The sequence below is a fragment of the Micromonospora sp. NPDC004704 genome (assembly GCF_053601675.1).
On the sequence record NZ_JBSGCD010000024.1, the window covers coordinates 1 to 20,107 of the forward strand.

The 20,107-nt window shown below is 71.6% G+C and carries 13 protein-coding genes; 5 read left to right on the forward strand and 8 right to left on the reverse strand.

Features of this window, described 5'->3' with window-relative positions:
- Nucleotides 1-210: 210 nt before the first annotated feature.
- The 5 genes from ACWEFB_RS26820 to ACWEFB_RS26840 form a co-directional block, all read right to left on the reverse strand.
- A complete protein-coding gene (locus ACWEFB_RS26820) occupies nt 211-2,556 on the reverse strand; it encodes a rhamnogalacturonan lyase family protein (RefSeq protein ID WP_452289709.1) in 2,346 nt (781 codons plus the stop codon).
- Nucleotides 2,557-2,781: 225 nt separating this feature from the next.
- Nucleotides 2,782-5,010: a beta-galactosidase gene (locus tag ACWEFB_RS26825; RefSeq protein ID WP_452289711.1), complete on the reverse strand. Its 2,229-nt coding sequence runs from the start codon at nt 5,008-5,010 to the stop codon at nt 2,782-2,784.
- Nucleotides 5,011-5,281: 271 nt separating this feature from the next.
- On the reverse strand, nt 5,282-6,322 hold the full coding sequence (locus ACWEFB_RS26830; protein ID WP_452289713.1) for a carbohydrate ABC transporter permease: 1,041 nt from the start codon (nt 6,320-6,322) through the stop codon (nt 5,282-5,284).
- Nucleotides 6,319-7,368, reverse strand: a complete 1,050-nt coding sequence (locus ACWEFB_RS26835) for an ABC transporter permease (RefSeq protein WP_452289715.1) — start codon at nt 7,366-7,368, stop codon at nt 6,319-6,321. The genes ACWEFB_RS26830 and ACWEFB_RS26835 overlap by 4 nt, the downstream gene beginning before the upstream one ends.
- Entirely contained in the window at nt 7,365-9,041 is a 1,677-nt protein-coding gene (locus tag ACWEFB_RS26840) for an extracellular solute-binding protein (RefSeq protein WP_452289717.1), read from the reverse strand. The genes ACWEFB_RS26835 and ACWEFB_RS26840 overlap by 4 nt, the downstream gene beginning before the upstream one ends.
- A gap of 222 nt (nt 9,042-9,263) precedes the next feature.
- On the opposite strand from ACWEFB_RS26840, the gene ACWEFB_RS26845 reads away from it, so the two are divergent.
- The 5 genes from ACWEFB_RS26845 (at nt 9,264) to ACWEFB_RS26865 (ending at nt 16,884) form a co-directional block, all read left to right on the forward strand.
- A complete protein-coding gene (locus ACWEFB_RS26845) occupies nt 9,264-10,484 on the forward strand; it encodes an ROK family protein (RefSeq protein ID WP_452289867.1) in 1,221 nt (406 codons plus the stop codon).
- A gap of 297 nt (nt 10,485-10,781) precedes the next feature.
- Complete coding sequence (locus tag ACWEFB_RS26850) at nt 10,782-13,886, forward strand: glycoside hydrolase family 3 C-terminal domain-containing protein (protein WP_452289719.1); 3,105 nt, start codon at nt 10,782-10,784, stop codon at nt 13,884-13,886.
- Nucleotides 13,886-14,944, forward strand: coding sequence for a LacI family DNA-binding transcriptional regulator (locus ACWEFB_RS26855; RefSeq protein ID WP_326556851.1), 1,059 nt, complete (start codon nt 13,886-13,888; stop codon nt 14,942-14,944). The genes ACWEFB_RS26850 and ACWEFB_RS26855 overlap by 1 nt, the downstream gene beginning before the upstream one ends.
- Nucleotides 14,945-15,000: 56 nt before the next feature.
- Complete coding sequence (locus ACWEFB_RS26860) at nt 15,001-16,509, forward strand: pyridoxal-dependent decarboxylase (RefSeq protein WP_452289721.1); 1,509 nt, start codon at nt 15,001-15,003, stop codon at nt 16,507-16,509.
- 162 nt (nt 16,510-16,671) lie between these two features.
- A complete protein-coding gene (locus tag ACWEFB_RS26865; protein ID WP_326556849.1) occupies nt 16,672-16,884 on the forward strand; it encodes a hypothetical protein in 213 nt (70 codons plus the stop codon).
- 19 nt (nt 16,885-16,903) lie between these two features.
- Here the strand turns inward: ACWEFB_RS26865 and ACWEFB_RS26870 are convergent, their stop codons facing one another.
- The 3 genes from ACWEFB_RS26870 to pyk form a co-directional block, all read right to left on the reverse strand.
- Nucleotides 16,904-17,389, reverse strand: a complete 486-nt coding sequence (locus tag ACWEFB_RS26870) for an RrF2 family transcriptional regulator (RefSeq protein WP_452289724.1) — start codon at nt 17,387-17,389, stop codon at nt 16,904-16,906.
- A gap of 145 nt (nt 17,390-17,534) precedes the next feature.
- Nucleotides 17,535-18,419, reverse strand: coding sequence for an acyl-CoA thioesterase (locus ACWEFB_RS26875; RefSeq protein WP_452289726.1), 885 nt, complete (start codon nt 18,417-18,419; stop codon nt 17,535-17,537).
- Nucleotides 18,416-19,867, reverse strand: a complete 1,452-nt coding sequence (pyk, locus tag ACWEFB_RS26880) for a pyruvate kinase (RefSeq protein ID WP_452289728.1) — start codon at nt 19,865-19,867, stop codon at nt 18,416-18,418. The genes ACWEFB_RS26875 and pyk overlap by 4 nt, the downstream gene beginning before the upstream one ends.
- Nucleotides 19,868-20,107: the final 240 nt, after the last annotated feature.

Below are 20,107 nucleotides of genomic sequence, written 5' to 3' on the forward strand. Positions count from 1 at the left end.
GGGCCTTAGACATCCCAGATCTTCCCAAATCAGAAGGCACTTTCGCGTTCCCGGACCACGGCACCGCCCACCCTTACTGAAGGGCCGAGGCTAGTGTTACTACCGGTGGTGGTTCGACATGCGCGGTCGGGACGGGTCGCGTTATGTCGCGGTGTGTGTCGTACCGGGCCGGGTGGGGTGGGCCCCTACCCGGTCCGGTACGACTGGGCCTCAGCGCAGATAGATGTTGGGCTGGGGCGGGGTCGCCATCCCGTAACCGATGAAGAAGCTCGGATGCGGCGGCTGGTTGTAGGCGGTGTTCTGCCACGCGACCGCCACCCGATACTGCGGATCGTGCATCAACGTCGCGATCCTGGTGCTGGTCGTCGTCGGCGTGCTGTAGATCCGTAACGCCGAGCTGTCACTCGTACGCCAGATCACCTCCTCGCGCCAGTCGCCGAGGATGTCGGCCGACAGCGCGGGCGTGGACTTGGTGCCGTTGTTCGAGGCCACTCCGCTGCCGGTGAGCAGCCGGGTGTCGCCGCCGGTGCCGTACTTGTCGATCCGGGTGGCGTCGAGCAGCTCGCGTACCGGATCCCCGTCCCACCAGACCAGGAAGTTCGTCGACGAGGGCTTGCGGCCGACGTTCGCCCCACTCGGGCTGCGCAGCCCGTCGACCGCCGCCGACCACGACTCCGCGCCCGCGCTGCCTGCGTAGATGTCCCCGGCCACTCCCCGGCCGTTGTCCCCGGACGCCGCCGTCGACCACAGGACCTGACCGGTACGCGCGTTCGCGAACCAGGACGACGGCTTGCTGGCATCCTCACTGACCTTGAAATACTCCAGCCCCGCCCGGCTCGGGTCCAGGTCACCGACGTGCGCGGCGTCCCCGTGCCCGTGCCCGGTGTTCCAGAGCACGCTCCCGTTGTCGTCGACGCACATCGCGCCGAACAGGATCTCGTCCCGGCCGTCGGCGTCCACGTCGGCGATCGCAAGACTGTGGTTGCCCTGGCCGGCGTACTGGCTGCCGGCGGAGTTGGAGTCGAACGTCCAGCGGCGGGTCAGGCTCCCGTTGCGGAAGTCCCACGCCACGATCACCGTACGGGTGTAGTAGCCGCGCGACATGATCAACGACGGACGCTGCCCGTCCAGGTACGCGGTGCCGGCGAGGAACCGGTCCACCCGGTTGCCGTAGTTGTCGCCCCACGAGGAGACCGTGCCGCGAGCCGGCAAATAGTCCACCGTGGACGCGACCGCCCCGGTCCGACCGTCGAACATGGTCAGGTACTCCGGCCCGGCGAGGACGTAGCCGCTTGCGTTGCGGTGGTCGGCCGAGGACGAGCCGATGAGCTGCCCGGTGCCGGACCGGGTGCCGTCGGCGGTCTTCATCGCCACCTCGGCGTCACCGTCGCCGTCGTAGTCGTACACCTGGAACTGGGTGTAGTGGGCACCGGCCCGGATGTTGCGACCCAGGTCGATCCGCCACAACCGGGTCCCGGTCAGGGTGTACGCGTCGACGTACACGTTCCCGGTGTACCCGGACTGCGAGTTGTCCTTGGCGTTGGACGGATCCCACTTCAGCACGATCTCGTACCGGCCGTCGCCGTCCAGATCACCGACGGAGGCGTCGTTGGCCGAGTACGTGTACGCCTCCCCGGACGGGGTGGTCCCGCCCGGCGGCACCTGCAGCCGTACGTCGAGGTAACCGTTGGCGAACTGGAGCGCCGACGTCGACGCGGCCTGCTCGGTCCCGCCCACCACCGCCCGTACGGTGTAGGCCGACCCGGCCGCGGCACCGCTGTCCAGGTAGTTCGTGGCGCCGGTGATCGGCGAGGCGTTCACCCTGGTCGAGCCCCGGTAGAGGTTGAACGACACACCCGTTCCCTCGGTGCCGAGCAGCCGCCAGGAGACCAGGTTGGCGCTACCGGACCGGACGCTGACCAGCCCCCGGTCCAGGTCCTCGGCCTGCTTCGCCCCGGCCGCCGGCGGTGGCGTCGTCGGTGGGGTGGTCGGTGTGGTCGGCGGCGGGTCGGTGGTCGGTGCCGGAGTCGTGCCGGTCGGTGTCGGGGTCGGTGTCCCGGTCGGCGGTGTGGTCGGGGGCGGGCCGGTGGTCGGGGTGACCCCGCCGGTGCAGGTGGTGCCGTTCACCGCGAAACTCGCCGGCACCGGGTTGCTGCTGTTGTTCCAGGATCCGTTGAAGCCGAACGAGACGGTGCCGTTGGTGGCGACCGCCCCGTTGTAACCGACGTTGACGGCGGTCACCTGGGCGCCGGACTGGGTGACCGTGGCGTTCCATGCCTGGGTCACCTGCTGACCGGCGGCGTACGACCAGGTCAGGGACCAGGCGGTGAGCGGGTCGCCGAGGTTGGTGACGGTGACGCTGGCGCCGAACCCGCCCTGCCACTGGTTGGCGACCTGGTAGTCGACCCGGCAGCCGGCGGCGGCGGCCGAGGCGACCACCGCGGTCATGGCCCCGGTGACGGCGAGGGTGCCGGCGGCGACGGCGGCGAGCAGCGCGGTGCGGCGGGATCGCAGCCCCGCCGATCGGTAGGGGACGCGTTCTCGTGAGCTGGGCATCTCTACTCCGTGGGGGACGGGTGCGCGGCGGTGCCGCCGGCCGGCTGACCGGACGGGTGCTGCCGGCCTGCCCAGGGCCGGCGGCTCGACTCGCCACGCGGAAACGGCCGGTAAATGGATCAGTTCAATGGCCGGTTCGACGAAGGGTGGAGGCTCCGAACGCACCTGGAGCCTAGGACAACCCTTCCGCGGGCCACAAGATAGACCGGGCTGAATTTAAAGGTTTCAGTTCTCCCGCAGGACGACGTATCCACCGCCCGGCACGACCACCTCGGTCGCCGGTCCCGCCGTTTCCGTCGCGTTCACCGGCACCGCCGGTTGGGGCAGTGGCACGGTTCGCGGCTCGGGGTCGTGGTTGAGCAGGAACAGCCAGCTCGGGCCGTCGGGTGTGCGGCGGCGGACCGCCTCCACCCCGTCCGGCGCCGCCGGGCAGGTCGGCGCCGCCCCGGCCGCCAGCGCCGCGGTGGTCAGCAACCGCCGGTACGCGACGTCGTCGAGTCGGGTGGAGACGTACCAGGCCACGCCGTTGCCGTGCCGGTGACGGGTCACCGCCGGCTGACCGGCCAACCGGCCGCCGCCGTACGCGAACACGGTCCGCGCCCCGACCAGCCGTACGGTCTCGGTCCACAGTCGACCGGTCACGTCCGCGCCTGCTTCGGCCGTTGCCTCGGCGGCCGGCTCCCCGGTCCTGAGCGCGGGTTCGACGCCGACGAGGGGGTACCGCTCGTTGTCGGGGAGGGGATGGAACTCCTCCACCCGGATGCCGAGCACCTCCCGGAACGCGCCCGGATAACCGCCCAGCCGGACCCGGCCGTGCTCGTCGGCGACCCCGCTGAGGTAACCGACGACCAGGTGCCCACCACCCGCGACGAAGGCCCGTATCCGCGCCGCGGTCGTATCCGAGACCAGGTAGAACGCGGGAAGGACAAGCAGGTGGTACCCGGCCAGCGGGTCCGGACCACCGGTCGGGTCGAACCCGTCCGGGCTGCCGGCCGCGTCGGGTCGGTCGGGAGCGAGCCGGTCCGGGGTGAGTTGGTCCGGGCCGAGGAAGTCGGTGCCGAAGCCGGCCCGCCACAGCAGCCGGTGGGCCGCGCGGACCTCGTCGAGATAGTCGAGCCGGTCCGTGGGCAGGCCGGGGCCGTCCAGGGCCCACCAGCACTCGGCGTCCCACCCGATCGCCACGGACGCCTCGACCGCCCCGGCCCGCACCGCCGGCAGCTCGTCCAGCACGCGCCCCAGCTCGACGGTCTCCCGGAACACCCGGCTGTCCGGCCCGGCGTGCGGCACCAGCGCCGAGTGGAAACGTTCCGCCCCACCTGCCGGTGCCCGCCACTGGAAGAACATCGCCCCACCCGACCCTCGGGCCACGTACGCGAGGCTGTTGCGGGCCAGCCGCCCCGGCTCCCGGCTGTGCATCCGACCGGGCGTGTAGATCAGGTTCGGCGCGCTCTCCATCAGCAACCAGCCCGGCCCGTTGCCGCCGGACGGTTCGAGAACGGCGGTCGGGGCGTCGACCCCGGTCGGGGCGGGCACGATCGGCGGGACCCGACGGGCCCAGGATCGGGCCAGGTCGGCGGCGAACGCGATCTGCTCCTCCGCGCCCCGGTCGGCGGCCGACGGGTAGTGGTCGATCGCGACCAGGTCCACCTCGCCCGACCAGCGGGCGTGGTCGACCGGGACCCAGTTCCCGAAGACGTAGTTGGTGGTCACCGGCACGTCCGGCGTCGCGGCCCGAAGCAGGTCGCGCTGCTCGGCGTACGCGGTGAGCAGTTCGTCGGACCAGAACCGGCGGAAGTCGAGCACCTGGGCCGGATTGGCCAGGTACTGGGTGGCGCGGGGCGTCGAGATCTGCGCCCAGTCCGTGTAGTGCTGGCTCCAGAAGCTCGTGCTCCAGGCGTCGTTGACCCGGTCCAGATCGTGGTGGCGGTCCCGCAACCAGCGCCGGAACGCCTCGGTCGCGTACGGACAGTGGCAGGTGGTGCCGTACTCGTTGTGTACGTGCCACAGCGCCAGCGCGGGGTGGTCCCGGTAGCGCTCGGCGAGCGCGGCGGTGATCGTCCCGGCGGCCGTACGGTAGGCCGGTGCGCTCGCGCAGTAGGTGTCCCGGCTGCCGTGGTGCAGCCGTACGCCGGTCGCGGTGACCGGGAGCGCGTCGGGATGGGCCACCGAGAACCACGGTGGCGGGGACGCGGTCGGGGTGGCCAGGGCGACCCGGATCCCGCCGTCGTGCAGCAGGTCCAGCACCCGGTCCAACCAGTCGAAGTCGTACCGGCCCGGTTGTGGTTCGAGCCGGGACCAGGCGAAGACCCCGACGGTGACCAGGTTGACCCGCGCCTGCCGCATCAGTGCCACGTCCTGCGCCCAGACCTCCGGCGGCCACTGCTCCGGGTTGTAGTCCCCGCCGTAACAGAGCCCGTCGATCCCCTTCGGCCACCGCAAACCGCTCGCCTCCATCCGTTCTTCGTTTGGTTTCCCACCTAATTGGACACCGGTGTTGAAGCGCCAGACCTCCGAGAATGCCAGTTCCAGGCTTTGATGGGCGTCGAAGCATTGACAGTTTGTTTGGAGACCAAAGAAACTAGAGGGCAGGCCGCTCGGCGGTGCGAGTGGACCGGACAGACCGGCTTGCCGGTCGGCCCACTGCCCACGGGGTGAGTTTCGGCGGCTGGGACCCCGCGGGTACGGGTCCGGCGGGGTGCCCAGGTGGGGGGCGCCCCGCCCCCCGTCAGCCCTTGACCGCCCCGGTGAGCACGCCCTTGGTGAAGTGGCGTTGCACGAACGGGTAGACCACCACCGCCGGGATCACGGTCACCACCACGACCGCCATCTTGATCGCCAGCGTCGGCGGGTACGCGCTGATCCCCGGCAGGTTGGGCACGCTGCCGGTGACGTGCGGGGACTGGCCGGCGAGCAGGTAACTCTGCAACACCCGCTGGATCGGGAACTTGTCGTTGTCGTCCAGGTAGAGCACCGCGTTGAAGTACGAGTTCCAGTAGCCGACCGCGTAGAACAGCCCGACCACCGCCACCACCGCCCGGGACAGCGGCAGCATGATCCGGGTCAGGATGCGGAACTCTCCCGCCCCGTCGATCCGGGCGCTGTCCACCAACTCGCCCGGCACGTTCATGAAGAAGGCGCGGATCACCACCAGGTTGAACACGCTGATCGCACTGGGCAGGATCAGCGACCAGAGGCTGTTCTTCAGGCCCAGCCCGGTCACCACCAGGTAACTCGGCACCAGGCCGGGGAAGATCAGGAACGTCAGCAGGAAGAAGAAGAGCAGCGGGCGGTGAGCCAGCGAGTCCGGCCAGGACAGCCCGTACGCGGCGAGCACGGTCAGCACCAGGCTGACCGCCGTACCGGCCACGGTGACCAGGGTGCTGATCCAGACCGCCTGGGTGACCGTCCCGCCGGAGAAGATCGTCACGTACGCCGAGACGTCGATCTCGCGGGGCACGAGCACGATCCCGCCCGCCTCGTTGATCGTGTCCCGGGAGGCGAGGCTGGTCACCACCACCGCCCAGATCGGCCCGAGTACGGCCAGCACCAGCAGCGTGAGCAGGACACCCTTGCCGAACCGGCCGATCGGGGTCGGTGCCTCCGCCCAGGCCGGCCGGCGCTCCCGCTCCCGCCGACGCCGGTCCCGCTGCCACTGGCCCCGCTGCCGCCGGTTCCGCTGCCACCGGTCCCGGATGCGGCCGGTCCAATTTTTGCCCGGAGGCTCGACCCGCGCCGGTCCACCGTGCCGTGTCGACGTGACGCTCATGATTTCGCGTACACCCCCTGCTCGCCGAGCCGGTGTGCGGCCTTGTTCGCGGCCAGGATCAGGATCAGTCCGACGGCGGCCTTGAACAGTCCGGCCGCCGCTCCGAGGCCCCACTGCTGGGGCACGATCGCCTGGTAGTAGACGAACGTGTCGAGGACCTCGGCGGCCTGCCGGCCGACCGCCTCCCGCTGCAGGATGAACTGCTCGAAGCCGACCGAGAGCGCGTCACCCAGCCTCATGATCAGCAGCAGGATGATCACCGGCCGGAGTCCGGGCAGCGTGATGTGCCAGAGCCGCCGCCAGGGGCCCGCACCGTCGGCGGCGGCGGCCTCGTACAGGTTCTGGTCTATCGCCGACAGCGCGGCCAGGAAGACGATCGCGCCCCAGCCGGCGTCCTTCCAGACCGCCTCGGCGGTTACCAGCACCATGAACGTGTCCGGGTCGGTCATCACGTCCCACGGCTCGAAACCGGCCTGGCGCAACTCCTGCGCGAGCAGGCCGGCACCACCGAGCATCTGCACGAAGAAGGTGACCACCAGCACCCAACTGAAGAAGTGCGGCAGGTACACCACGCTCTGCACGAAACCGCGTACCCGGCCGGAGACCACGCTGTTGAGCAGGATCGCCAGCAGGATCGGCAGTGGGAAGAAGAAGACGAGCTGGAACGCGGTGATGGTCAGGGTGTTGCGGACCGCGTCCCAGAACGCGGGGTCGCGGAAGAGGGTCTCGAAGTTGCCGAAGCCGATCCACTCGCTGTGGATGAACGCGTCGAGCGGATCGTCGCCCAGGAACGGGTTGTAGTCCTGGAAGGCGATCACGTTGCCCAGCGTCGGCAGGTAGTGGAAGACCAGCAGCAGCAGCGCGGCGGGCGCGGCCATCACCAGCAGCGGCCAGTCCCGGCGCAGCCGGTCGGCCAGGGTGCGCCGGCCCGGCCGCCTGCCCCGACCGGTGCCCCGCCGACCCGCGACAGGTCGACCCTCGACACGTCGAGCGGCAGCCCGGCGACCGACGGCCCCCCGGTCGGCGGCCTTCTCGTCGGTGGTCATCTGCCGTTGTCGGCCAGGGCCTTTTCCAGGAAGGCCCGCCCCTCGTCCCCGCCACCGGACCGGAACTCACTGGCCACCTGGTCGAGGTCGCCAATCGGCCGCCGACCACGGAGGATGTCGTTGATCTTGTCTTCGCTGGGGACCAGCACCTTGGAGTAGTTCGCCGGCAGTTCGAGCTTGATCCCGGCGAACAGGTCCAATTCCAGATGGGTGATCGTCGCCCGGTGGTAACCGAGGTAGTCCTGTACGTAGTTCGGGGTGTCGCCGCTGCGTACCTTGACCGGCACCCTGCCACCGAGGTAGTCGTACTGGGAGGCCTTCTCCTTGCGCCCCAGCTCGGTGGGGATCGGGCTGCCGTCGGCGGCTCGGGTGAAGTGCTTGCCCTCGACGCCGTACTCGCGCAGCTCGTACTCGCGGCTGCCGAACGGGGCGGCGCCCCAGTTGAGCACCCGCAGGATCTCCTCGGTACGCGCCCTGCCGAGCCCCTTCTTGACGAAGGTGAAGAAGATCGGCTTCTCGCTGCCCCAGATCACCGGCTTGGTGCTGCCCGCGCCGAACACCGGTATCGGCTGCATGTTGAAGGTCGGGGTCACCTTGACCTGCTCGCCCTGCATCCCCTGCCAGGCGCCCAGACCGTCCTGGTACATCAGGATCTTGCCCCCGTTGAAGAGCTGCTTCTCGTCGGCGCCCTTGGTGGCCACCGTGTCCGGGTGCACCAGCCCCTCGGTGAAGAGGCGGGCGGTGAACTCCAGCGCGGCCCGGTACTCGGGCAGCTCGTACTTGTGGACCAGGCCGCCGTCGGGCTTGCGCCGCCAGCCGTTCTGCACGCCGGGGCAGCCGAAGTACTGCTGCACCATGGAGAAGACGCTGCCGAACGCCCAGACGCCCCGGTCCGCCCTGGTCATCTCCTTGCCGAACCGGTACAGCTCGTCGGTGGTGGTCGGCGCGCCGACACCGGCCGCGTCGGTGAGGTCCTTGCGGTGGAACATCGCGAACGCGAACGGGCCGTCGGTCGGGAACGGTACGGAGTAGAGCCGCCCGCCCCAGGCCGCGTACTCCCAGGCGCCGGTGGAGAGGGCGGCCAGATTCGGGTACGCGTGCACCGCATCGCCCTTGAGGTAGTCGGTCAGGTCCTCGAAGAGTGCCTTCACCGCGTCCGAGAACCGAGAGATCTTGTCGATTTCCCAGTTCGGCCCGACCAGCAGGTCCGGTACGTCCCGCGCGCCGAGCACCGCGCTGAGCTTGTCGGAGTAGGTGTTCCCGTCCTGCAAACTCGGGTTGACCGTGACGCCGAGCTGGGCGTTCACCGCGTCCAGATAGGAGTTTCGCCCCAGGGCGGGCGGGGTCGGCCCCCACCACGGCGACATCGTCCTGATCTCCGGTCCGCCGGCACCGGGCTTGTCCGGCACCGAGACCACCAGCTCACGGGGGTAGGTGAGGAAGCCCTGCGGGATCGGCCCCTGGCCGGGGATGTCCGGCTTGATCAGGTCGACCGCCCTGTAGTTGGGCAGTACGCCCTTGACCGCGTCGGCCTGGGTGGCACTGCCCCTGCTGCCGGCCTCCTTGCTGCAACCGGCCAGCAGGCCACCACTGGCCAGCGCGGCGGTGCCGAGGCCGAACAGGGCGAGGAATCGGCGGCGGTCGGTGGCCCCGCTCGGATGCGTTGGATCCACGCCACGCTCCCTTCAATCGGTGGGGTGTGCGGCGCAGCGACGCACAGGTAGAGTTATTTCGTCGGGTGACTAAACTAAGTTAATCGACGGTGACCGCTGCCACAAGGGAGTCACCGGCGGCACGCCAGGTGTTCGCAGGGGCCCCTTCCGCTACAAATAGCGATAACAAGGGGCCCTTCCCTACACCACCAGTACGCGGGGAGCGGAAAGACTTTGATCACGATGCAGACCGGTGCCGAGCCGGCCGACCTCGCCGACGTACGGGCCACCAACCTCGCCGTCGTGCTGCGTTACGTACGCGCGCACGCGCCCTGCTCGCGGGCGGACATCGCCGCCTCGACCGGGCTCAACAAGGCGACCGTGTCCAGCCTGGTCGCCGACCTGATCGACCGGCGACTGCTGCGCGAGACCGGGCTCACCGAGAACCGGATCGGCCGCCCCGCCACCATGCTGGTCCTCGACGGCGAGCCGTACGCGGCGATCGGGATCGAGGTCGGCGCCGACCAGCTCACCGTGGTCGCGGTCGACCTCGGCGGGACCGAACTGCTCACCTGGCGCCGGGCCTTCGCCGGCTCGGGCGGCATCGGTACCCGGGCGGTCAGCTCGATCGCCACCCTGGCCGGGCGGGCGATCAACCGGCTCGCCGGCCAGGGGCGCACCATCCTCGGGCTCACGGTCGGCGTACCCGGACTGATCGACGCGGCGGGCACGGTCCGGATCGCGCCGAGCCTGGGCTGGCGGGACCTGACCCTCGGCGCCGACCTGCGCCGGGCGTTGCGGGAGCCGGCCTTCGACGTGGTGGTCGACAACGACGCCAACCTGGCCGCGCTCGCCGAGCACCGGCACGGCCCGTACGCCGGCACCGCCAACCTGGTCCACTTCACCGCGAGCGCCGGCATCGGCGCCGGAGTGGTGGCCGACGGCCGGCTGCTGCGCGGCGGGCGCGGCTTCGCCGGGGAGATCGGCCACCTCTGCCTCGACCCGACCGGTCCGGCCTGCCCCTGCGGCCGGCGCGGCTGCCTGGAGGCCCTGGCCGGCATCCCGGCGCTGATCCGGCGGGCGCTGCCCGACACCGCACCGGACGGTCCGGTCACCGACTACGCCCCCGAGGTGGAACGGATCCGCAGCCGCGCCCGGCAGGGCGACCGGTTGGCACTGGACACGCTCACCGAGGCCGGGCGGCACCTCGGCCACGGGATCGCCGTGCTCGGGAACCTGGTCAACCCCGAGGTGGTGCTGCTCGGCGGCTACTTCGTCACGCTCGCACCGTGGCTGTTGCCGGCGGCCGAGACCGAGCTTGCCGCCCGTACGGTGGCACCGGACGCCGGGGGAACCCGGCTGGCCGCCTCCGCCCTCGGACCGGGTGCGGCGGCGGTCGGCGGCGCGGCCCGCGCCCTCGCCATGGTCGACGCCGGCCGGCTGCCCACCGCCCCGCCGCTCTGACCCGCCGCGCCCCCGTGGTGGCACGGCCGGGAATGGACCGGCCGGTATCAAATCGACCGACGTCATCCCTTGACCGGCCCGGCGGCGGGTGGAAGCCTCGAAGGTGCCTTGCCACCACGCCCCGGCGTCCGGCGTACCGGTGAGGCACACCTTTTCCTGGTCGTCGAAGCGCTTCGAGCTTCCCGGGCTGGCGACCGACCCCACACCGCCACCCCACCATGCTCGAACCGAGTCTTCGAGGCGTTCCGCCCGCCCGCGCCGGTGGATCCGCCCGCAGGATCACGAAAGGTGATCGACATGCGCCAGCCCACCATGCGCGAGGCCCTACCCGTGTGCGCACCCCCCGCCGCGGGCGAACCCACCGGACCGGTCATCCTGCCCGATCCCGCCGACCTGCCCAGCCCGTCGGTCCCGGAAAGCCCGGCCGGGCTGCGGATCCCCGCCGACCTGGCCGGTCCCGCCGCCCGGACCGACGCCGGCCAGGTTTTCCGCGACCCCGACCGGCCGCTCCCGGACCGGGTCGCCGACCTGCTCGGACGGCTCACCCGGGACGAGAAGATCGGGCTCCTGCACCAGTACCAGGCGCCGATCCCCCGGCTCGGCATCGACACCTTCCGCACCGGCACCGAGGCCCTGCACGGGCTGGCCTGGCTCGGTCCGGCCACCGTCTTCCCCCAGGCCCTCGGGCTGGCCACCAGCTGGCATCCGGAGCTGCTGCGCGCGGTCGGGGACGCGGTCGGCGACGAGGTACGCGCCCGGCACCGGCAGGACCCGGCCCGGATCGGGCTCAACGTCTGGGCACCGGTGGTGAACCCGCTGCGTGACCCCCGGTGGGGGCGCAACGAGGAGGGTTACGCCGAGGATCCCTGGCTGACCGGCCTGCTCGGCACCGCGTACGCGACCGGACTGCGCGGGGACCACCCGGACTATCTCAAGACCGCACCGACCCTGAAACACTTCCTCGGCTACAACAACGAAACCGACCGCTGCCTGCGTTCCAGCAACCTCCCGCCGAGGGTGCTGCACGAGTACGAGCTGCCCGCGTACCGGGCCCCGCTCGCGGCCGACGCGGCGGTGGCCGTGATGGCTTCGTACAACCTGGTCAACGGGCGGCCGGCGCATCTGAGTCCACTGCTGCACGGGGAACTGCGGGCCAGCGCGCCCGGCGAGATCATGGTGGTCGGCGACGCGGGCGCGGTCACCAACCTGGCCGGCGCCCAGGGCTACCTGCCGGACCACCCGAGCGGTTACGCCGCCGCGCTGCGGGCCGGGGTCGACAACCTCACCGAGGACGACACCGACGGGGCCCCGTCCCGGTGGCGGTTCACCGAGGCGCTGCGCCGGGGCCTGCTGGTGGAGTCCGATCTGGACGATGCGGTACGGCGGCTGCTCACCATCCGGTTCCGGCTGGGCGAGTTCGACCCGCCCGCGCGCAACCCGTACAACCGGATCGGGGCGGAGGTGGTCGACTGCGCCGCGCACCGGCGGCTGGCCCGGCAGGCCGCCGAGCAGTCGTTCGTGCTGCTGCGCAACAACGGGGTGCTCCCCCTCGACCCGAGCCGGACCAACCGGGTCGCGGTGCTCGGTCCGCTCGCCGGGACCCTGCACGTCGACTGGTACAGCGGCACCCTGCCGTACGCGGTGACCGCGCTCGACGGGCTGACCGAACGGATCGGTGCCGGGGTGACGTACCACCCCGGGGTCGACCGGATCGCCCTGCGGGTGGCCGGACCGGACGCCGGTTACGTGCACGCCGGCGCCGAAGCCGACGGCGCACCCCTGCGGGTACGCCCCGACCCCGCACCCGCGAGCTGGTTCGAGGTGTACGACTGGGGCCGGGACCTGGTCGCACTCCGCGCGGTCGCCAACGGTCAACACGTCGGGGGCGACCGGACCGGTGTCCTGGTCAACGACCGGCCCGGCCCCGGCGGCTGGCTGGTACGGGAGACGTTCCGGCTGGTCGAACGGGGCGACGGGACCACCCTGCTCTGGCACGTGGCCGGCGAACGGTTCGTCACCGTCGGCCCGGACGGGGTGTTGCGCGCCGAGACGCCCGACGCCGCCGGGGCGACCGCCTTCACCGTCGAGACGGTCGAGGACGGTGCCGCCACGGCGGCGGCGATCGCGGGGGACGCGCAGGTGGCGGTGGTGGTGCTCGGCAACCACCCGATGGTCAACGGGCGGGAGACCGAGGACCGGGTCGACCTGGCCCTGCCCGCCGCCCAGGAGGCGCTGCTGCGCGCCGTACACGCGGCGAATCCGCGTACGGTGCTCGTGCTGACCAGCGGGTATCCGTACGCGGTGAACTGGGCCGACGCGCACCTGCCGGCCGTACTGTGGTCGGCCCACGGCGGCCAGGAGTACGGGCACGCGCTGGCCGCCGTACTCTGCGGCGACACCGACCCCGGCGGACGGCTGACCCAGACCTGGTACCGCGCCGCGACCGAACTGCCCGACCTGTTCGACTACGACGTGATCACCAGCGACGCGACCTACCTGTACTACCGGGGCGACCCGCTCTACCCGTTCGGGCACGGGCTGAGTTACACCACGTTCGGCTACACCGACCTGCGGTGCGACACCGACGAGGTGGACCCGGACGGCACCGTCGAGGTCAGCGTCGAGGTGACCAACACCGGCGCGCGGCCCGGCGTCGAGGTGGTGCAGCTCTACACCCGGCAGCGGCAGTCGCGGGTGAAGCAGCCGCTGCGCCAGTTGCGCGGCTTCGCCCGGGTCGCCCTCACCCCCGGCGAGAGCACCACCGTACGGCTTCCGCTGCGCGCCGCCGACCTGGCGCACTGGGACGTGACCGGGGACCGGTACGTGGTCGAGCAGGCCCCACACACCGTCTGGATCGGACGTTCCAGCGGTGATCTCGTGGCCAGCACCACGCTGACCGTACGCGGTGAGCGGATCGGTCCCCGCGATCCCCTCCGCGACCGGCTGCGCGCCGCCGCCCACGACGAGTACGCCGGGATCGTCGCGGTGCCCGACGGCAGGCTCGGCGACGCGGTGCAGGCCACCGAGGCCGCCGCCTGGGTCCGGTTCGCCGAGGTCGACTTCGGCACCGGTGTGACCGGTGTGACCGCCCGGATCGCCAGCCCGCCCCCGCACCTGCCCGAGACGACCCCGCACCCGGCCGGGCTCACCCTCCGGTTGGACGACCCGGTCGACGGGCCGGTGGTGGGAACGATCCCGGTCCCGGCGATGGGCCTGCGCGACCCGGCCGCGCGCCAACCACGCGACTGGGCCGAGGTCACCGGTCGCTGGCAGCGGACGCAGGCGACCGGAGTACGGGACCTGTACCTGCTATTCGACGCCCCAGGCGTTACCGTGAGCTGGTTGAACTTCGTCAGCGCGACGATCGGTCAACGGTCCGTGGCTGATGCTGGAGGCGTTTAGTGTCCGATCCGAACCTCGTACCGAAACGCCCGGACATGGTGACCATCGCCGACGTGGCCCGGCACGCCGGGGTGGCGGTGAGCACCGTCTCGTACGTCCTGAGCGGCAAGCGGGCCATCTCGGCCACCACCCGCGAACGGGTCCTGGCCAGCGTACGGAAGCTCGGTTACCACCCGAACGCGGGTGCGCGAGCGCTGGCCAGCCGGCGGGCGAACGTGATCGCCCTGGTGCTCCCGCTGCGCTCGGGCATGCACCTGCCGGTGCTGATGCAGTTCGCCACCGCCGTGGTGACCACGGCCCGCCGGTTCGACCACGACGTGCTGCTGATGACGGCCGACGAGGGCCCGGCCGAGCTGCGCCGGATCGCGGCCAGCGCGATGGTCGACGGGCTGATCCTGATGGACGTGGAAATGCACGACCCGAGGGTGCCGCTGCTGCGCGAGCTGGAGCGGCCCAGCGTGCTGATCGGTTTCCCCGCCGACGCCACCGGCCTGACCTGCGTCGACCTCGACTTCTACCAGGCCGGTCAGGTCTGCGTGGAGCATCTGGCCCGGCTCGGGCACCAACGCCTCGCCCTGCTCGGTGCCCCGGCGGTGGTCTACGACCGGGACACCGGTTACGCCCACCGGACCCGGGCCGGGTTCACCGAGACCGCGCACCGGCTCGGCCTGACCGCTATCGCCCAGCCGTGCGAGGAGAACTTCGACTCCGTACGCCGGGAACTGGCCGGGCTGTTCGACCGGCAGCCGGACCTGTCCGGGCTGGTGGTGCACAACGAGGCGGCGGTGGGACAGGTGCTGGCCGCCCTGCCGGCGCTGGGTCGTACGGTGCCGGGCGACGTCTCGGTGGTGGCGATCTGCCCGGACGAGGTCGCCGAGCGGGCCGCCCCGGCGCTGACGTCGGTGCTCATTCCGGCCGAGGAGGTCGGGCAGCGGGCGGTGACGCTGCTGATGGACAAGCTGGCCGGCAAGGAGGTGCCGGAGGGGACCCTGCTCGACCCCCGGCTCACCGTCCGGGCCAGCACCGGCGCACCCGCCCTCTCCCCCACCGTCCACTGAGGTCGATCGGCGATCCACTCTTGTCCCGGACGTCGATCCCTGATCGACTCTCGGGCATGGCCACGCACATGGACCCGGAGGAGTTCCGCCGCAACGGGTACGCCGTGATCGACTGGATCGCCGACTACTGGGCCACCCTCGCCGACCGACCGGTGACCCCCGCCGACCCGCCCGGTACGGTCGCCGCCCGGCTGCCAGCCTCGCCACCGGAGCGGGGTGAGCCGTTCGACCGGATCCTGGCCGACCTCGACACGGTTGTCACCCCCGGCCTCACCCACTGGCAGCACCCGGCCTTCTTCGGCTACTTCCCCGCCAACACCTCCGGGCCGAGCGTGCTCGGCGACCTGGTCAGCGCGGGGCTCGGGGTGCAGGGCATGCTCTGGGCGAGTGCGCCGGCCTGCACCGAGGTGGAAACGGTGATGCTGGACTGGTTGGCCGAGCTGCTCGACCTGCCGACCCGGTTCCGGTCCACCGGCACCGGTGGCGGGGTGATTCAGGACTCCGCGTCGTCGGCGACCCTGGTGGCCACCCTCGCCGCACTGCACCGGGCCAGCGGCGGGCGCTGGCGCGGCCAGGGACTCGACCGCCGCTACCGGGTCTACACCTCGGCCGAGGCGCACTCGTCGGTGCAGAAGGCGGCCCGGATCGCCGGGCTGGGCGACGACGGGGTGCGCGCGATCGGCGCCGACCCGTACACCCTGGCCCTGCGGCCGGAGTTGCTGCGCGCGGCGATCGAGGCGGACCTGGCCGCCGGCGACGTACCGGCGCTGGTGGTGGCGACGATCGGGACCACCTCCACCACCGCCGTCGACCCGCTGCCGGCGATCGGCGAGCTGTGCCAGACGTACGGCACCTGGTTGCACGTCGACGCCGCGTACGCCGGAGCGGCTGCGATCTGCCCCGAACTGCGCTGGTCGCACGCGGGTCTGGAGTACGCCGACTCGTACTGCTTCGACCCGCACAAGTGGCTGCTCACCGGTTTCGACTGCGACGCGTTCTGGGTCGCCGACCGGGCCGGGTTGACCGAGGCGCTGAGCGTACTGCCGGAGTTCCTGCGCAACGCGGCGTCGGAGTCAGGTGCGGTGGTCGACTACCGCGACTGGCAGGTGCCGTTGGGCCGGCGGTTCCGGGCGTTGAAGCTCTGGTTCGTCCTGCGCTCGTACGGCGCCGAAGGGTTGCGGGCGCACATCCGTACCGGTATTGCCCTGGCCGCACGATTCGCGGACCTGGTCCGGGCGGACGACCGGTTCGAGGTGGTCGTCCCGCACCCGTTCTCGCTGGTCTGCTTCCGGCTGCGGGCCACCACGGTCGAACCGTCGGCCGGAGAGCCCGGAGCGGCGGCCGACGCCCTGAACGCCGAACTGCTGCACCGGGTCAACGCGACCGGCCGGGTCCACCTGACCCATACCCGGGTCGGCGGCCGGCACACGCTGCGGCTCGCGATCGGGGCACCGCAGACCAGCGAGCGCGAGGTGGCGCTGGCCTGGTACCTGATCGAGCGGACCGCGACGGCCCTGCACCGCGGCGCGGCCGATGCCGCTGCGGTACGCGCGACGGATGGGTAGCGTTGATCCCGTCGACGGTCCGCGCCAGCCTCCCCGGTGGGTACAGCCGGTTCCCACCGTTCCGGTAGCTCACACGCAGCCGGCTCTCAGCGGCCGGTGCTGTGATGGAGGGACTCGCGGACGGCCCGCCCCGGGCCCGGCGAACAGCGGATGGAGCATCCGATGGGACTGACAGCGTCCTGGAAACCCGGCAACAATCCGATTCTGCCCGGCACCGACCGCGCCACCCCGTCCGGCGACCTTCCGGATCCGGACGCGCCGGCCGGCAAGGGTCAGAGTCCCGTGGTCTTCCTGCGGCCGGAGCGGATCCTCGCCGACACCGAGCCGCTGGCGGTCGCCGACCACGGCCGGTGGAGGTACCTGCGGGCGGCGTGACCGGCCCGCCGTGCCTGGCTCAGATCCAGGCGTTCGGGTCGCTGACCAGTTCGGTGACCCGGTCGGGCAGTTTGCCGCTGGCCACGTCGGCCACGGTGACCAGTTCGAGGATCTCCCGCTCACTGGCCCGCAGGGCGATCCAGACCTCCTGCAGGGATCGGGCGGCGCCCTGGTAGCCGAGATCCTCGGGACGCTGCCCACGGATGTGCGCGAGCGGGCCGTCGATCACCCGGATCACGTCGGCGAGGGAGATTTCCGCCGCCTTGCGGGCCAACCAGTAGCCGCCCTCCGGGCCACGCTGGGCGTGCACGATCCCACCCCGGCGCAGTTGCAACAGGATGCTTTCCAGGAACTTCGGCGGAATCTCCTGCGCGCGGGCGATCTGCTCGGCGGTGACGGGATTCGGGCGTCGGGCGGGGCCGGCCGCAGCGGCGGTGTCGTCCGCGGTGGCGGCGAGTTCGGCCGTGGCGCGCAACGCGTAGTCGACCCGTGCGGAGAGACGCATGCCGGCAAGGTTAGCCCCCGCGCCGCCCGGCGAACGGTGCCGGGGGTGGCAAGCCACTCAAGGCGCTACTTCCGGCGGAAAGCACGCGTATCCCGCGCAGGTCACGCGCTGTCCCGGCACGGTCGCGCGGTGACCGGTGCAGCGGTCAGGCGCCGACCCGGCGGAGCAGACCCTCCTGGACCGAGCTGGCGATCTGGCGGCCGTCGACGGTGAACATCCGGCCGGTGGCCAGCCCCCGTGCGCCGGAGGCGGACGGGCTCCAGCAGTCGTAGAGGAACCACTCGTCGGCCCGGAACGGCCGGTGGAACCAGAGGGCGTGGTCGAGGCTCGCGCCGACCACACCGCCGGGTCCCCAGACCTCGCCGTGCACCGAGAGGACCGAGTCGAGCAGGGTCAGGTCGGAGGCGTACGTCAGCGCGCAGGCGTGCAGCAGCGGGTCGTCCGGCAGCTTGCCGTCGATCCGCATCCACACCCGCTGGTACGGGTCGGCGGGCCGGTCGCCGGGGCGTACCCAGCCGGGCTCCCCGACGTACCGGACGTCGATCGGGCGCGGGATGAGCGACCAGATGCCGAGCCGCTCCGGGTAACGGGCCAGCCGGTCGGCCATGGTCGGCACCTCGTCCGGACCGGGTACGTCCGGTGGGACCGGGGCCTGGTGGTCCAGCCCCTCCTCCAGCCGCTGGAACGAGGCGGACATGAAGAAGATGGTCTTGCCGTGCTGTCTGGCGACCGACCGCCGGACCGAGAACGAGCGTCCGTCGCGGATCCGTTCGACCTCGTACTCGATCGGCTCGACGGGGTCGCCGGGGCGGACGAAGTAGCCGTGCAGCGAGTGCACGAACCGGGTCGCCTCGACGGTCCGGCCGGCGGCCACCAGTGCCTGGCCGGCGACCTGACCGCCGTACACCCGTTGCGGACCGACCGGCGGACTCATCCCACGGAAGGTCATCTCGTCGATCTGGGTCAGGTCGAGCACCTCGAGGAGCTGATCGACCGCGACCTGTCCACCGACCGGTCCGCCGGACGTCACTGCAGGGCCCGGGCCGCCGCGGCGTCGACGAGGGAGCCGAGCTGGTGCACCCGCAGGGTGTTGGTGAAGCCGGGGGTGCCGGGCGGGCTGCCCGCGACGATCACCACGTAGTCACCGGGGTTGCCCCGGCCCAGGCCGAGCAGCGCCTGGTCGACCTGGCGGAACATGTCGTCGGTGTGCTGCACGAACGGCATCAGGAAGGTCTCCACGCCCCAGGCGAGGGCGAGCTGGTCGCGCACCTCCGGCACCGGGGTGAAGGCGAGCAGCGGCAGGTCGCAGTGCAGCCGGGAGAGCCGGCGCACGGTGTCGCCGGTCTGGGAGAAGGCGACCAGGGCCTTGGCGCCGATGGCACGGGCGATCTGCGAGGCGGCCACGGTGAGCGCTCCGCCGTGCGTACGCGGGTCGTGCTGGAGCCGGGGCACGCCGATCGACCCGGACTCGGTGGTGGTGATGATCTTCGCCATGGTGCTCACGGTGAGCACCGGATACTTGCCGACGCTGGTCTCACCGGAGAGCATCACCGCGTCGGCGCCGTCGAGCACCGCGTTCGCCACGTCGGAGGCCTCCGCGCGGGTCGGGCGGGAGTTCTCGATCATGGAGTCGAGCATCTGGGTGGCGACGATGACCGGGCGGGCGTTCTCCCGGCAGAGCTGGACGGCCCGCTTCTGCACCAGCGGCACCTGGTCCAGCGGAAGCTCGACGCCGAGGTCACCGCGGGCGACCATGACACCGCCGTCGAAGGCGGCGACGATGGCCTCCAGGTGGTCCACCGCCTCCGGCTTCTCGACCTTGGCCATGACCGGCCGGTGGACGCCGACCTCCTGCATGATGTTGTGCGCCAGCTTGATGTCGTCGGCCGACCGGACGAAGGACATCGCGATCATGTCGACGCCGAGACCGAGGGCGAACCGGAGGTCCTCGGCGTCCTTGTCCGACATCGCCGGCACGCTCACCGCGACGTTGGGCAGCGAGACGCCCTTGTTGTTGGAGACCGCGCCACCCTCGGTGACCAGGACCCGGATGTCGTTGCCCTCGACCGAGCTGACCTCGACCGCGACCCGGCCGTCGTCGATCAGCAGGCGGTCGCCGGGGCGGACCTCCTGGGGAAGCTTGCTGTAGGTGCAGGAAACCCGCTCCCGGGTGCCCACGATGTCGTCGCCGGTGATCACCACGGAGTCACCGGTGCGCCACTCGTGCGGGCCGTCGGCGAACCGGCCGAGGCGGATCTTGGGGCCCTGCAGGTCGGCCAGGATCGCCACGGCTTTCCCGGTGGCCTGGGCGGTCTGCCGGACCAGGTGAAAGACCTGCTCGTGGTCGGCGTGGCTGCCGTGGCTGAAGTTCAGCCGGGCCACGTCCATGCCGGCCTCGACGAGGCCACGGATGCGCTCCGGGCTCGAAGTCGCGGGGCCAAGCGTGCAGACGATTTTCGCGCGGCGTGTCACGCCCATCAGGCTAGTCTCTCTCCCAGATCGGTCCACGGGCCGACCCTGTCGGATTCTGGAATTCTCGTCCAACGCCGTGCGGTGCGCAGGTGTCCGGCGGGTGTCGTCTCGCCGGGCGACGCGTTGGGTGGCGGGCATCAGCGACCGCGCGTCCGGAAGCGTACCGCCGTCGTGTTGTCCACGACACGCCCGGTCGGTCCCGCTGCCGCGATTGGCCCGCAAGTCGGCAAGCCACGAGATCTCGGC